The sequence below is a fragment of the Oceanobacillus kapialis genome (genome assembly GCF_044790185.1).
Classification (GTDB): domain Bacteria; phylum Bacillota; class Bacilli; order Bacillales; family Amphibacillaceae; genus Oceanobacillus_B; species Oceanobacillus_B kapialis.
In genome coordinates this window covers 1,907,900-1,923,027 of the sequence record NZ_CP085256.1, presented here as the reverse complement: position 1 = coordinate 1,923,027, position 15,128 = coordinate 1,907,900, and the positions used below count along the sequence as shown (strand labels likewise).

Genomic DNA, 15,128 nt, shown 5'->3' with positions numbered 1-15,128 from the left:
GCTTTTGCTGTGACAGGAGCAAATTGAATTATTTTTTACTAGTTCATTAATTGTTGGATACAATCCTGCTATACTACAGTTATACCCACTTGTGTAAGAGACTCGTATTAGGCAAATGATTGAAAAGGTGAAAAATACAACTGTCAAGTTCAACTTGCTCACCATTAGCATATAGTATAGAGAACCGGCTTTATAACTACAGCGTTAGCCAGGATAATTTTAGCTATTTAATACGGTTTTATGGTGTTGTATGCCATGTGGTTAAACGTATATACTTTATAAAAGAAAACAATAAAATCGCTTTAGACAGATGATTATTTGGAGGAGGATGCTATATGCGGATAGAAAGAGTGTCTGATAACCAGTTCACCATTTTTTTAACGTTTGATGATTTGATTGAACGCGGGTTTACGAAAGAAAATTTGTGGCATGATGCAATAAGCGTCCAAAACCTATTTAGTGATATGATGTACGAAGCGAGTTCAGAACTTGATTTTGAGCTGGAGGGTGAACTACTTGTACAAGTTCATCTAATGCAAGCACAAGGCATGCACGTTATTGTTACACAAAAATTTGAAAACATGGATTGGGATGAGGACTATATCGAGATGAAAGTCACATTGGATGAAAGTAAAGAGTTAATTTTTTCATTCTCTGACTTTGAAAACATCATTCAAGTGTCTGCTTATTTACACCAAATCGGTATGAATGGTGGTCAGGTATATTTTATGCAAGACACCTATTATATGCTTTTAGACGATGATGATTTAGAAGAAATGAACAAAGAAGATATCATAGCAATCATGTCAGAGTATTCAAGTCCGAGTATTATTACTTCGTATCGTTTGATAGAATATGGAAAACAAATTTATAAATCAGACGCAGTAGAAAATATAATTAATACTTTTCATATATAATGGAAATTAGATACTATTGGAGAGATTTCTTAGAACGTTTTCATACAAGTAAAGTTATAATGATTAAAAGTTAAAAAATTAATGCGTAAATTGATAGAAGTAACTACTTTAAAATGATAAGATGATAAGTGTTTTGACAGCTATAAGATAGGGAGTGCACCGAATGAGAATTGCAGTATTATATGGGGGAGTTTCCGGGGAACGTGAAGTCTCACTTTCATCTGGAAAAGGAATTATGCAAGCACTTAACAACAATGGGCATGAAGTGGTTGGTATTGACTTTCATCCTAATAAACTGGAAGAGATCCTTAAATTGGATGTAGATTTAGTGTTTATTGGCCTTCACGGCAAGTTCGGAGAGGATGGACGTGTTCAAGGACTGCTCGAAATGCTCGGGTTACCATATGTTGGTTCAGGAGTGCTGGCTTCTTCACTCGCAATGGATAAGGCAAAAGCAAAGCAACTTTTCGAATTAAACAATCTTCCTGTCGCCAAAAGTAAAATGTATAGAATTGATGACCTAACAGATTTACACGCAATGGAAACAGAAATAAACGATTTGTTTGCGATGCCATTTGTGATTAAACCAAATCGTGAGGGATCGACATTAGGTTTGACGATAGTGGAAGCTAAAGAACAAATAATTCCCGGAATACAAAGCGCTGCTAAAAGTGATAATATGGTTTTAGTAGAAGACTTTATAAAGGGTAGAGAGATGACAGTAGCAGTCTTAGGCGAGGAAGCGTTACCTATTATAGAAATTATTCCTAAGAATGCTTATTATGATTATGAGTCTAAGTATGCCGCTGGTGGCAGCGAGCACATTGTACCAGCTCAAATTGATAAACAGACAACCACGACTATTAAAGAGTTGGCAGTTCAAGCTCATAAAGTATTAGGATGCGAAACATATTCTAGAGTGGATTTCATATTAACGGAAGAAAACCAACCTATTTTATTAGAAGTAAATACGCTTCCGGGTATGACGCCAACCAGTTTATTCCCTGATGCCGCTAAGGAAGTAGGGTTGAGTTACGATTCCATGATCGAAAGTTTTGTTAAACGTTCAATGGCTAAAAAAGACTAAATTTGTCTCTATCATAATCGTATATTTCGCATATATTTTATTGCATAATTACGATGAACGTGTATACTATTTTCTGAGTACAGCTATTATAAACTATTTACAGATATTATAGGAGGTAAATTCATGGTAGCCGATAACGCAGCAGATTCTACCAGAGAAAGTAATGAAAAACCGGATGTATTAAGTTCCACAAGGACTGTTGTAAAAACTGCATTGGAAAAGTTGGGTTACCCTGATGAGGTTTTCGAATTACTTAAAGAGCCCATCCGCATGATGACGGTGCGTATTCCTGTTCGGATGGACGATGGTTCAATTAAAATTTTCACAGGGTATCGCGCACAGCATAATGATGCTGTAGGCCCCACAAAAGGTGGAGTGAGATTCCATCCAAACGTTTCTGAGACAGAAGTAAAAGCTTTGTCCATTTGGATGAGCTTGAAAGCTGGAATTGTTGATCTCCCATATGGTGGTGGAAAAGGCGGTATAGTATGTGACCCTCGTGAGATGTCCTTTAGAGAATTAGAGGGTGTTAGTAGAGGTTATGTACGCGCAATAAGCCAAATTGTAGGTCCAACTAAAGACATTCCTGCTCCTGATGTTTTTACAAATTCACAAATTATGGCGTGGATGATGGATGAATACAGCCGCATAGATGAATTCAATAATCCTGGATTCATTACTGGTAAACCAATCGTCCTTGGTGGATCACATGGTAGAGAATCTGCTACAGCCAAAGGGGTTACAATTTGCATTAATGAAGCAGCTAAAAAGAAAGGGATAGAGGTAGAAGGCGCAAGAGTTGTCGTACAAGGATTCGGTAATGCTGGAAGCTTTTTAGCAAAATTCCTAAATGATGCTGGGGCAAAAGTAGTAGGGATATCTGATGCTTATGGAGCTTTATATGATCCTGATGGGTTAGACATCGATTATTTACTTGATAGAAGAGACAGCTTTGGTTCCGTTACAAAGCTTTTCAATAATACGATTTCCAACCAGGACTTACTAGAATTAGACTGTGATATACTAGTGCCAGCAGCTGTAGAAAACCAAATTACAGAGCAAAATGCCAATAATATAAAAGCAAGTATTGTGGTCGAAGCAGCTAACGGTCCAACCACGATGGCAGCCACGAAAATTTTGAGTGATCGTGGAATATTACTAGTACCGGATGTACTTGCATCTGCTGGTGGCGTGACGGTTTCTTATTTTGAATGGGTACAAAACAATCAAGGATACTATTGGACGGAAGAAGAAATAGACAAAAAGCTCCACGAAATTATGATTAAAGCATTTAATTCAATTTACAATACAGCTGAGACGAGAAGGGTTGATATGCGTCTTGCTGCTTATATGGTAGGTGTAAGAAAAATGGCGGAAGCATCACGTTTCCGTGGCTGGGTTTAATTTTTGCATAATCCCATTAAAAAACCAAATGTATGACAAAAAAACTTCTATCCTGTATCATTAGATAGGAGTTTTTTTACGCTTTATTACCTCTAGATTAAAAGCTTCTGTTAAGAGGCTATTTTAAGAATTCTCCTAAAGGAAGTGCATAGTGTGCAACATGAAAAAGTAATTATTGTAGGGGGAGGGCCATGTGGCATGTCCTGCGCTCTCGAATTAAAAAAACATGGCTATAAACCGTTAATTATTGAAAAAGGAAATATTGTTAATACCATTCATCAATACCCTACACACCAAACATTTTTTAGTTCAAGTGAAAAGCTTGAGATTGGAAACATCCCTTTTATTACCGAAAAACAAAAGCCTGTACGTAATGAAGCGCTTGCTTATTACCGATCAGTAGCCATGCGCGAACAATTACGTATCAATTCCTTTGAACGTGTCACTGAAATTACAAAACAAGACGGAAAATTCTACTTGACCACAAATACAAGAAGTGACAAAGTGAATAAGTATGCAGCTGACTATGTTATTATAGCGACTGGTTACTATGACCAACCCAACTATATGAATGTACCAGGTGAAGAGTTAGAGAAAGTTACACACTATTTTAAAGAAGGACATCCATACTTTAATAAAAATGTGGTGGTAATAGGCGGTAAAAATTCTGCTGTTGATGCCACTCTTGAACTGAACAAAGCAGGGGCTAATGTAACAGTGCTCTATAGAGGGGCAGTATATTCGAAGAGTATTAAACCGTGGATCCTCCCTGAATTCGATTCATTGGTAAGAAAAGAAATCGTAAAAATGGAATTTAATGCAGAAATTGTGGAAATAACCGATAACAGTCTTCGCTATCGTGTTGGAAGTGAAGAGAAAGTAGTGGACAATGATTTTGTGTTTGCCATGACTGGGTATAAGCCAGATTTAAATTTTCTACATAGCATTGGCGTAGATGTAGATGTAGAAAGAGGTACACCAGCTTTTGAGGAAGATAGCTACGAAACCAATGTGGAAAACATGTTTATCGCAGGTGTGGTGGCAGCTGGGTATAACAATAATAAGATTTTTATTGAGAATGGCCGATTTCATGGAGGAGCGATTGCCTCCACAATTAATAAAAGAGAAGAAGTTAAGGCTTAATAAAATTGAGCCTTAAAAAGGCGAGTGATATTTGAATCATTCGCCTTTTTTCTCGTCTAAGAAATTTCCAAGTATTAATTTAACATGGGCTCTAATTTTCATTTTCAAACATATCTTTTAACTTTGCTAAATCGTATGTTTTCTCTAAAGCTATTTGAAGCTTTATCCGTGCTTTGGGCCCTGTTAAACCGTTAGAGAAAATTACTCCCAATTCTTTCAACCTTCGTCCTCCACCTTCATACCCGTAAGTTGGTTGAACGATGCCTTGAAAACACCGGGAAACTAATACGATTGGTATATTTAATTCGATTATTTTTTCTATATAAGGAACAGACTCCTTTGGAAGATTTCCTTGTCCGAGGGCTTCCACCACAAGGCCGTCTGGTTTCGCATCTATAATAGCCTCTAAAAGGCCATTGTCCATACCCGCATATGCTTTCAGTAAAAATACACGATGATTAATTGCTTCCACACTATAACAATATCTTGAAGTAATCGTATGGTGAAAAACAATGGAATCTTTCGTAACAATTCCTAAAGGGCCAAATTGCGGGCTCTGAAAAGTTGCAACATTACTGGTTGATGTTTTCGTGACATTTCTTGCTGTATGTACTTCATCGTTCATCACAACTAATACACCCTTGTTCCTTGCTTGCTCATCCACAGCTACACGAACTGAACTAATTAAATTGTACAGTGCATCAGACCCAATCTCATTACTTGATCGCATAGCTCCTGTTAAAATAATCGGTTTATCAGTATGAACAATTAGATCAAGAAAGTATGCTGTCTCTTCCAACGTATCCGTACCATGTGTAACGACAATTCCTTCATAGTAAGGAAGCTCACGTTGAATTCGGTTGGCAAGCTGTAACATATGCCGTGGCTCTATATGCGGAGAGGGAAGGGAAAATTCAATCATTTCTTCTACATCCGCGTATTGATTAAAATAATAGGTTAACTCAGATAAAGGATGTTTGGTAACAGTCGTAACTTCTCCTGTTGTTTTATTTTCTGCCATTGAAATCGTACCGCCTGTATGTACAATAAGTATTTTCTTTTTCATAATCTTCTCCCTTACAAATGTTGTTTTCTTTATTCATTATTAGTGATAACATGAAAGTAGTAAAATAAGAAAGAGGTTGTTGGATGTTTGCTATTTTATCAGCCGGAATTGCACCGGCTTTTGCACTCATGTCTTTTTTTTATTTAAAAGACCGGTATTCAGAGCCCCTTCCGTTGCTGATACGTACATTCATCATAGGATGCCTGCTGGTATTTCCGATTATGTTCATCCAGTATGTTCTAACTACTGAAGGCTTAACAGGTAATCCTATTATTGAATCTTTTCTGTATACCTCGTTAACTGAAGAGTTTTTTAAGTGGTTTTTATTTATTTATACCATTTATCACCATTCTGAATTTGATGCCCATTATGATGGGATTGTTTATGCTGTAGCAATTAGTCTTGGTTTTGCTACAGTGGAAAATGTTCTGTATCTATTTACAAATGGAATTGAATATGCCTTTAGCAGGGCTATTTTTCCTGTATCCTCCCATGCGTTAATTGGTGTAATTATGGGTTATTATTTCGGAAAGGCTAAAACATCTGAACACAAGAAACGAAACATTACATTAGCTTTTATTATACCGTTTATTCTCCATGGAACCTATAATTATATTCTAAATATAGTACCGAGTAATTGGCTTCTATTCTTAATTCCCTTCATGATTATTTTATGGATAGTAGGGTTACGCAGAGTCAAGATTGCTAGTGAAGCTACCCCTCTTACTATGTTTCAAAAGAAGAAGCAAGGTGCTTAACATCCTTTGTCAGTTAATTGGCAAAGGATGTTTTTTTATTATTTGCCATTACGACAATTTTTGTTAGCTATCTTCCAATTATACGACCTACCTCTGTTGTTACTTTTCTAATTTAGTCTTCCAACAATAAATAGGTTTTGAGCGAAATGAAATCCCTTCATTCAGAGTGTATCGTGAATAAAATGCGAATTTCTCCAGAAAATAGGTTTATAACACTATGAAATAACCAGGAGGATACCATATGAAGTATAAACATTTCCTTTTCATCATTATGATACCTATTTTTTGCATTACCCTTCAAGCAACACATCCGGACAAAACCGTACATGCTTTTAGTTCCCAAGTCATTCAGCAAGGTGCAGTTGGAGATGACGTAATTGAATTGCAAGCTAGGTTACAATACCTAGGTTTTTATAATGGGAAGATTGATGGTGTCTTTGGTTGGGGAACATACTGGGCGTTAAGGAATTTCCAATATGAATTTGGTATGGAGATAGACGGTCTTGCAGGCCAAACTACCAAGGATAAACTGGTAAAAGCGAGCAACTATGATGAGCAATATGTGAAAGAACAAATCAATCAAGGGAATAAATTTACCCATTATGGTGGGACAGATAACCAGAAACAGACAGATCAAGGAGGAGGCAATCAAGAAAATGCAAATGAAGGCGGCACTACTGGGGGAGAAAGCACAGCGGTTAATGTACCTCAAGGTTATTCACAAAATGACATTCAATTAATGGCAAATGCCGTTTACGGGGAAGCGAGAGGAGAGCCTTACGTTGGTCAGGTAGCTGTTGCGGCTGTAATTTTAAACAGGGTTGAAAGTCCTACTTTTCCTAACAATGCTTCCGGTGTGATTTTTGAACCGAGAGCGTTTACTGCTGTGGCAGATGGACAAATTTGGCTTACGCCGAATGATACGGCAAAAGAGGCGGTCCTCGATGCAATTAATGGGTGGGATCCTACCGGAAATGCGCTATATTATTTTAATCCAGACACCGCAACATCCAGCTGGATTTGGACAAGACCTCAAATTAAGAAAATCGGAAAACATATATTCTGTAAATAGAAAGGTGTGTAAGCAATGATTAGGTGGATTATCATCGCAGTTTTGAGTGTTGGGGTTGCTGGAACTGCCTTTTGGGGCTACCAGGAGCATCAGGAGAAAAACGCAGTATTAATTCAAGCTGAAAATACGTATCAACGCTCATTTCATGAGCTCTCTTACCACGTTGATTTGCTCCACGATAAAATAGGAACAGCGCTAGCTATGAACTCAGAACAACGTCTTTCTCCACAAATGGTGGATATTTGGCGGTTAACTTCTGAGGCACTATCGAATGTCGGACAATTACCTTTAGGACTATTGCCATTTAATAAAACGGAGGAATTTTTGTCAAATATAGGGGATTTTACCTACCGTACAGCGGTACGAAATTTGGATGATGAACCCTTATCTGATGAAGAGACAAAGTCCTTTGAAGAATTATACGAGCAATCCGGTGATATAAAAGATGAATTACGTCAGGTGCAACATGTGGTCCTGGATAATAATTTACGTTGGATGGATGTTCAACTGGCTTTAGCAAATGAAGATGAACAAGTTGATAATACGATTGTAGATGGATTCCAAACAGTTGAGAAAACAGTAGAAGGTTACTCAGAAAGTAATGTAGATTCACCAATAGTTGGCACGTCCTCACAAGAACACTCATTTCAATCATTAAATGGTAAAAAAGTATCAGAGGAGCAAGTTCGAGAAAAGGCTAAAGATATTTTAGAGGTTAACGATGGTAGCAAATTGCATGTGACAAAGAGCGGAGAAGGGGCAGACGTTCCAACATATAGTGTTTCTTATAAAGATAACAAGAAGAGTGCTTACATGGATATGACAGAACAGGGCGGTCATCCAATAACGGTGTTAGTAAGAAGGCCAGTGAAGGAAAAGGAAATCAGTTTAAATGAAGGTATGGAAAGAGCAAAAGATTACCTATCGAAATACAAGTTTGAGGACATGGAAATTTTCCAAAGTAACCAATACGATAATATTGGCGTATATTCTTTTCTATACAATCAGGACGGCGTGAGGGTATACTCAGACGCCATGGAAATAAAGGTAGCATTAGACACAGGGGACATACTTGGCTTTACTGCTCGAAATTATCTAATGAACCATACTCAAAGGGATATCCCAGAACCTGAAATTACAGAAGATGAGGCAAAAAAAGCTGTTAATCAAAGTGTTGACATTCAGGAATCGTTTTTATCTGTTATCGATAACGATCTTGGGGAAGAGGTATTAACCTATGAATTTCTGGGTGTGATGGGCAATGAAACATATCGCATTTTTGTTAACGCGTCGGATGGAACAGAAGAAAAAGTAGAAAAATTAGATGGTGCAGAAGCCAATTTTGCAACGACAAGCTAAAGAGAGAGGCATCAGCCTTTCTCTTTTTATCGTTTTCTGTGATAATAGGTATATCGAATTAGTTTAGTTATTTTGACCAGTAAGGGAGGAATTATAAATGAAGATAGGGAGTGTACTTACCCTCGAATTAAAGAAAACTGGAATGAAAACGGAGTCGTATCGATGTAAAATCATTGAGAAGAGTGAGCATTATTTATTTATCGATTATCCAATAAATGAAAAATCTAAGAAGACATCTTTTCTTCCAAAAGGAACGGTGTTGAAGGCAACCTTTGTCGATGAAAAGCAGCATTTGTATGCGTTTAAAACTGAAATTGTTGCGAAAGTAAAACTAACAGTTCCAGGTCTGGCTATTAAACTCCCTGGTGATGACCTTAAGCGTATACAGAGGAGAGAGTTTGTCCGGGTTCCTGCAGCCGTAGATATTGCTATCCATTCTAAGAATAATGCTTTTCCCCCAATCGTGACAGTAACTTCAGATATCAGTGGTGGTGGCCTCTCCGCAATTTTACCACAAGGTATTAATTTGGACGAGCAAGGACCGCTTGATTTATGGCTAACTTTAGATATGCAATCAGGTGAATATTTCTATATTAATACAATGGCTGAACTTGTTTTTACAAATAAGGCTTCTACGTTACATACAGCTTCTCTTAAGTTTATCAATATCCAAAAAGAGGATCAGCATAAAATTGTTCGTTATTCTTTTGAAAAGCAGCGGGAAGCAAGAAAGAAAGAGTTATCTGTTTAGAGCGTTAAATGTCATGTTCGAATAGACCTTCATTTTGCGGATATGTTATGATTTATATAGAAAAAGGTAGAACTTGATTTTTTTCAGGTTAATATAATCAGCAACGAGTAGCCTATACATATAAACTTTACGGATACGATTGTTGATAGTGAATGTATGTGAGAGGAATGAGCTTTATAAATGAATAATGAAATGATAGCCATCGCGATTGATGGACCCGCAGCTGCTGGAAAGAGTACGGTAGCAAAGATTGTTGCCGAGAAACTCTCCTGTGTATATATTGATACAGGTGCGATGTATCGAGCAGTGACTTTAAAAGCAATAAATAAACAAGTAGATCTGCAAAATGAAGGGCAATTAGTTCGTTTATTAGCAAATACGACTATTAAGTTGAAGCAAAGTGCGGCTGGTCAACTGGTTTTGCTAGACACAGAAGATGTTACGGAGGCAATTCGCTCCCAGGAGGTTACAAATAATGTATCCTATGTAGCCATGCATCCAGAAATTCGCAGGGAAATGGTGGCTCGTCAGCAAGCGTTAGCTGCCCATACTAGTGTGGTTATGGATGGAAGGGATATTGGGACACATGTTTTGCCACAAGCAGAAGTTAAAATTTTTCTTATTGCTTCGGTAGAAGAACGAGCGAAAAGAAGATATGAGGAAAATAAACGAAAAGGGTACAAGGTTGATTTAGAAGAATTAAAGAAAGAGATTGAGCAACGAGACCTTATCGACTCGCAACGTGAAGCAGCACCGCTTATAAAAGCAGAAAATGCGATAGAAATTGATACAACATCTCTTTCAATTAACGAAGTAGCGGAGAAAATTTTATTTGAAGTATATAAAATAATGGAAAGACCTGTTAATTAACAGGGATATGTAATGCTATAAATTGTTTTGAATAATACGTAACGGGGAATTGATCTAATCAGATATAGTGAGTACACATTTATAACTTGGTTATAAATTGTAATATACACTAGTGTAATAAAATGATTAGAATCAGACAACATTACTTGACAAATAATTATAATTATTAGAAGTTATAGAAAAGGAACTTTCTATTTAATTCTAAATTTTATAAGATAGAGTTAAATGTTGTTACGTTCATTGTTTTTTTGATATGTACTTAGGAGGGCTAGGATATGACAGAACAAAGTAATGAATTACCAGAACTACAAGTAGGTACCACTATTACTGGTACTGTAATCAAAGTCGAAGAAAAGCAAGTACTTGTCGATATTGGTTACAAAACGGAAGGGATCGTTCCGATAGGTGAATTATCAAGCTTGCACATTGAGCAGGCAGGAGATGTAGTAAAAGAGGGTGACGAGGTCACATTAAAAGTAAAGAAAATAGACGATGATGAAGTTGTTCTTTCTAAAAAAGCAATTGATGCGGATAAAGCATGGGGAGAACTTGAAGAGAAATATAATAGCGGTGAAATTTTTGAAACAGAAGTAAAAGAGGTTGTTAAAGGTGGACTTGTGGTAGACGTTGGGGTAAGAGGGTTTATTCCTGCATCTTTGGTCGAAACCTACTTTGTAGAAGATTTCTCAGATTATAAAAATAAAACGTTAACGGTGAAAATCGCTGAGTTAGATAAAGAGCAAAATAGGGTTATCCTTTCTCACCGTGCAGTAGTCGAAGAAGAGGCAAAAGCAAAAAAAGGAGAATTACTTCAATCCTTAGAAGCTGGCCAAGTATTAGAAGGTACTGTTCAACGAATTACAAACTTCGGTGTTTTTGTAGATCTTGGTGGCGTGGACGGTCTTGTTCATATTTCACAATTAGCTCACAAACATGTTGAAAAAGCTTCTGATGTCGTGTCAGAAGGAGAAAAATTAACAGTAGAAGTGCTTTCAGTAGATATGGATAACGAACGCATCTCTCTTTCTCACAAGAATACGATCCCTGGTCCGTGGTCTAATATTGAACAAAGGCTTTCTACAGGAGATGCAGTAGAAGGTACCGTTCAGCGACTTGTAAACTTCGGTGCTTTTGTTGAAATTGAGCCAGGGGTAGAAGGTCTTGTGCATATTTCGCAAATTGCCAATAGACATATTGGTACACCTCAAGAAGTGCTTGAAGTCGGACAAAACGTAAAAGTTAAAATACTGGATGTTAATGAAAGTGAAGAACGTATTTCCTTAAGTATTAAAGAACTTGAACAAGAGCAAGAAGAAAAAGAGTATAAGCAGTACGAGAAAGATGACGAACAAACTGGTTTCCAATTAAGTGATTTTATTGGGGATAAATTAAATAAATATAAATAAGCCTTTTACATGAAAGGGCGTCTTCCGATACGGAGGGCGTCCTTTTAGTATTTAATAAAACAAATAGTTGTTATATTTCATATCAATTAAGCCAACCAATATAGGATATTTCGCCTCGCTAGACATGTTTAAGTTACCATTAATATTAGAGTTACCTCTAAAAAGCTCTCCTGTATATTTAATGATTAAAATAACCATAATGGTAAGGGCAGGTGAGGTACTGATGGTAAATACCGCATTATTTTATTGGGTCGGATGGATGCTTTGGATCATTTCTACTTTTTTTATGAAAAAAGGAAGACGAAGAGACTTTTTCACAATATGGATTTTAGGTGTAATAATTACTTCTAACACCACAATTCAAATTGGGAACCTTGTAATTGTTACTTCCATATTTTTGTTAATTTTTGGCTCTGTATTGTTGTTAATTCACTTAGAACGCCATATTAATTTAATCATATGTTCTTTTACCATAATGATAGGTTATTCCTCCATACTTTTTTGGGAAAAAGTAGCTCCAGTATGGCTTTTTTGGCCTAGAGAAATATTAATACCTGTTTTATTATGCTTTCTAACAATGCTACTTATTAGGGGGCTGGATAAGCAAATATGCGTCCTTTTATTAGGTGCGACCATAGGTGAATGCTTGTTTAGTCTATCTCTGTCTTCTTATGGGATAAACGGAGACACTGGAGAATTACCTTTTTTAGCAAACTTGATAGAAGCCATAGTAATTCTTTTATTTTTAGACATAATAGTTAGGAGAAAAACAAAAAAAGTAAAGGATTATCGTGTTTCTATTGATTTGGAGGTAGCAAAATGAATGAGTATACATACCCGATTATTTTCGGTGTCTTAATAGGGACGTTAGCCCGTGTCCTCATGTTACGAACAGATTATCGTCAATATCCGACATATCTACATGGTAAAGTAATTCATTTATCACTTGGGTTTATTGCAGCTGCATTAGGAGCGGTTGCTGTACCAGCTATTATGGAAATGGAATTTACAGCAGTAACCTTTTTAACAGTTGCGGCTACTCAATTTAGAGAAGTACGCAACATGGAACGAAACACATTAACCGAAGTAGATGAGTTTGAGCTGGTCCCCCGTGGGAATACATATATAGAGGGTATTGCAATCTCGTTTGAAAGTAGAAACTATCTTGTTATTATGACAGCATTTATTGGCACACTATTATATCTTGTTTTTAATGTTTATGTTGCCTTTGTAGGTGCTATCCTCAGTCTGATTTTAAGTAAAGGACTTATGAGTGGTTCCACCATTAAAGATATTGTGAACATCGAGAACCGTGAATTACATTTTGAAGGTGCAGGCCTTTATGTAGATAATATTTATATTATGAATATAGGACTACCAGAAAGGCAGAAGGAGATTCTTAAATATGGCATGGGTTTCATTCTTACACCCAAAAATATAAATATTATAACCACAATAGGAAATTTAGGTCAACGTCAAGCTATTTTGCATGATGTTTCCGTTTCGTTAGGGGTGGTAAGGGATTCCGGGACTCCCGCATTGACACCCCTAATTAAAAGAGATTTGGATGATGGACGTATTGGAATATTTATTCTTCCTCAAGTGCGAGATAAACAAAAAGCAATGGAAGTAATTGGTGCTGTACCAGTGCTAGAAAATGCTATCCGCATGCCATCTGAATCCAAATCGCATAGTAAGGAGAAAAGCTAAAAATGAAGATTGAAAAAGCAATTCTCGCAGTTATCACCACAAACAGATCCAAAATTGGCGGTGGTGCTCCTATCTTCTATTGTAACGATGCAGAAGAATCAGCAAAGGTAGCCGCGAACCTCGAAGCTATTACAGATGGTATCGCCCATGCACTTTCAGAAGAGATGTACATTATTGTAAAACATTAAAATAAATTGTTAATATGTGCTACTTTTGCTAGAATGAATTATTGTTAGGAAAATAAGATCGTATAGAGAGAGGATGTTCCTTTCATGAGGAAATCTGTTGTAGCAATTGTAGGAAGACCCAACGTAGGGAAATCTACAATATTTAATCGACTAGTCGGAGAGAGAATTTCAATTGTTGAAGATATACCTGGGGTGACACGTGACAGAATTTATGCAGAAGCCGAATGGCTCACTTCCAGATTTAATCTGATTGACACTGGTGGAATAGAGATCGGGGATGAACCATTGCTTGTCCAGATGAGACAGCAAGCTGAGATCGCTATAGACGAAGCTGATGTCATTATCTTTATGTTAAATGGCCGCGAAGGAATCACAGCAGCTGACGAAGAGGTGGCCAAGCTATTATTTAAATCAAACAAACCAGTTGTTTTAGGTATTAACAAAATTGATAACCCAGAAATGCGCCAGTCTATTTACGAATATTATTCATTAGGGTTTGGTGAGCCTTACCCAATTTCTGGTTCACATGGTTTAGGGTTGGGTGACATGCTTGATGCCGTTGTAGGGCATTTTCCGCAGCGTTCTGAGGACACACATGACGAAGAGACCATTTATTTTAGTTTAATTGGTCGTCCAAATGTGGGGAAATCTTCCCTAGTAAACGCCATGCTAAATGAAGAACGGGTAATCGTTAGTGAAATCGAAGGAACAACAAGAGATGCAATTGATACTACGTTACACCGGGAAGGTCAAGATTACGTAATTATTGATACAGCCGGTATGCGTAAAAGAGGGAAAGTATATGAAACCACAGAGAAATACAGTGTACTACGTGCACTGAAAGCCATTGAACGTTCTGATGTCGTCCTGGTGTTAATTGATGCTGAAACAGGTATTCGGGAACAGGATAAAAAAATTGCCGGCTATGCACATGAGGCAGGAAGAGCAATTGTTATTGTGGTAAACAAGTGGGATACCGTCGAATCAAATGAAAAAGCCATGAAGGATTTTGAGACGAAAGTACGGGCTCATTTTCAATACTTGGATTACGCACCGGTTGTATTTTTATCCGCAAAGACTAAAAAGCGATTACACACACTTTTACCGGCTGTGAAATTAGCAAGTGAGAACCATGCTAAACGTGTTCCAACCAATGTGTTAAATGATGTCATTATGGATGCAATTGCCATGAACCCAACACCTACCTTGAAAGGTAAAAGACTAAAAGTTCTTTATGCCACGCAAGTTGCTGTTAAACCACCAAGTTTTGTCGTGTTTGTAAATGATCCTGAATTAATGCACTTTTCCTATGAGCGATTTTTAGAAAACAAGATCAGGGATGCATTCGGTTTTGTCGGGACACCTATAAAGCTATTTGCAAGGAGAAGACAATAAGG

The 15,128-nt window shown here is 37.1% G+C and carries 15 protein-coding genes; 14 read left to right on the top strand and 1 reads right to left on the bottom strand.

Going from position 1 to position 15,128, the window contains the following annotated elements:
- Positions 1–335 precede the first annotated feature (335 nt).
- The 4 genes from LG273_RS10080 (at position 336) to LG273_RS10065 (ending at position 4,551) form a co-directional block, all read left to right on the top strand.
- Complete coding sequence (locus tag LG273_RS10080; protein WP_379564225.1) at positions 336–917, top strand: genetic competence negative regulator; 582 nt, start codon at positions 336–338, stop codon at positions 915–917.
- A gap of 163 nt (positions 918–1,080) precedes the next feature.
- Positions 1,081–2,004: a D-alanine--D-alanine ligase gene (locus LG273_RS10075; protein ID WP_404453202.1), complete on the top strand. Its 924-nt coding sequence runs from the start codon at positions 1,081–1,083 to the stop codon at positions 2,002–2,004.
- Between the two features lie 123 nt (positions 2,005–2,127).
- On the top strand, positions 2,128–3,408 hold the full coding sequence (locus LG273_RS10070; RefSeq protein WP_379564221.1) for a Glu/Leu/Phe/Val dehydrogenase: 1,281 nt from the start codon (positions 2,128–2,130) through the stop codon (positions 3,406–3,408).
- A 153-nt stretch (positions 3,409–3,561) separates the two neighbouring features.
- Positions 3,562–4,551, top strand: coding sequence for a YpdA family putative bacillithiol disulfide reductase (locus LG273_RS10065; protein WP_379564219.1), 990 nt, complete (start codon positions 3,562–3,564; stop codon positions 4,549–4,551).
- A 91-nt stretch (positions 4,552–4,642) separates the two neighbouring features.
- Here the strand turns inward: LG273_RS10065 and LG273_RS10060 are convergent, their stop codons facing one another.
- Complete coding sequence (locus tag LG273_RS10060) at positions 4,643–5,617, bottom strand: asparaginase (RefSeq protein ID WP_404453198.1); 975 nt, start codon at positions 5,615–5,617, stop codon at positions 4,643–4,645.
- Between the two features lie 83 nt (positions 5,618–5,700).
- On the opposite strand from LG273_RS10060, the gene prsW reads away from it, so the two are divergent.
- The 10 genes from prsW to der all read left to right on the top strand — a co-directional run bounded on the left by prsW (position 5,701) and on the right by der (position 15,126).
- Positions 5,701–6,375, top strand: coding sequence for a glutamic-type intramembrane protease PrsW (gene prsW, locus LG273_RS10055; protein ID WP_379564215.1), 675 nt, complete (start codon positions 5,701–5,703; stop codon positions 6,373–6,375).
- 271 nt (positions 6,376–6,646) lie between these two features.
- Positions 6,647–7,447, top strand: a complete 801-nt coding sequence (gene sleB, locus LG273_RS10050; RefSeq protein WP_379564686.1) for a spore cortex-lytic enzyme — start codon at positions 6,647–6,649, stop codon at positions 7,445–7,447.
- A 15-nt stretch (positions 7,448–7,462) separates the two neighbouring features.
- Positions 7,463–8,806 carry a germination protein YpeB gene (ypeB, locus tag LG273_RS10045; protein ID WP_404453196.1) on the top strand — a complete coding sequence of 448 codons (1,344 nt, stop codon included), beginning with the start codon at positions 7,463–7,465 and terminating at the stop codon, positions 8,804–8,806.
- 97 nt (positions 8,807–8,903) lie between these two features.
- On the top strand, positions 8,904–9,557 hold the full coding sequence (locus tag LG273_RS10040; protein WP_404453193.1) for a flagellar brake protein: 654 nt from the start codon (positions 8,904–8,906) through the stop codon (positions 9,555–9,557).
- 180 nt (positions 9,558–9,737) lie between these two features.
- Positions 9,738–10,427, top strand: a complete 690-nt coding sequence (gene cmk / locus LG273_RS10035; protein ID WP_404453190.1) for a (d)CMP kinase — start codon at positions 9,738–9,740, stop codon at positions 10,425–10,427.
- A gap of 275 nt (positions 10,428–10,702) precedes the next feature.
- Positions 10,703–11,833, top strand: a complete 1,131-nt coding sequence (rpsA, locus tag LG273_RS10030; RefSeq protein ID WP_379564207.1) for a 30S ribosomal protein S1 — start codon at positions 10,703–10,705, stop codon at positions 11,831–11,833.
- A gap of 223 nt (positions 11,834–12,056) precedes the next feature.
- The gene (locus tag LG273_RS10025) at positions 12,057–12,656 is read left to right on the top strand and encodes a hypothetical protein (protein ID WP_404453186.1); all 600 of its coding nucleotides are present in this window, start codon (positions 12,057–12,059) and stop codon (positions 12,654–12,656) included.
- Positions 12,653–13,543, top strand: a complete 891-nt coding sequence (locus LG273_RS10020) for a YIEGIA family protein (protein WP_379564204.1) — start codon at positions 12,653–12,655, stop codon at positions 13,541–13,543. The genes LG273_RS10025 and LG273_RS10020 overlap by 4 nt, the downstream gene beginning before the upstream one ends.
- Before the next feature lie 2 nt (positions 13,544–13,545).
- The gene (locus LG273_RS10015; protein ID WP_379564202.1) at positions 13,546–13,731 is read left to right on the top strand and encodes a capping complex subunit for YIEGIA; all 186 of its coding nucleotides are present in this window, start codon (positions 13,546–13,548) and stop codon (positions 13,729–13,731) included.
- An 84-nt stretch (positions 13,732–13,815) separates the two neighbouring features.
- Positions 13,816–15,126 carry a ribosome biogenesis GTPase Der gene (gene der / locus LG273_RS10010; RefSeq protein WP_379564200.1) on the top strand — a complete coding sequence of 437 codons (1,311 nt, stop codon included), beginning with the start codon at positions 13,816–13,818 and terminating at the stop codon, positions 15,124–15,126.
- Positions 15,127–15,128: the final 2 nt, after the last annotated feature.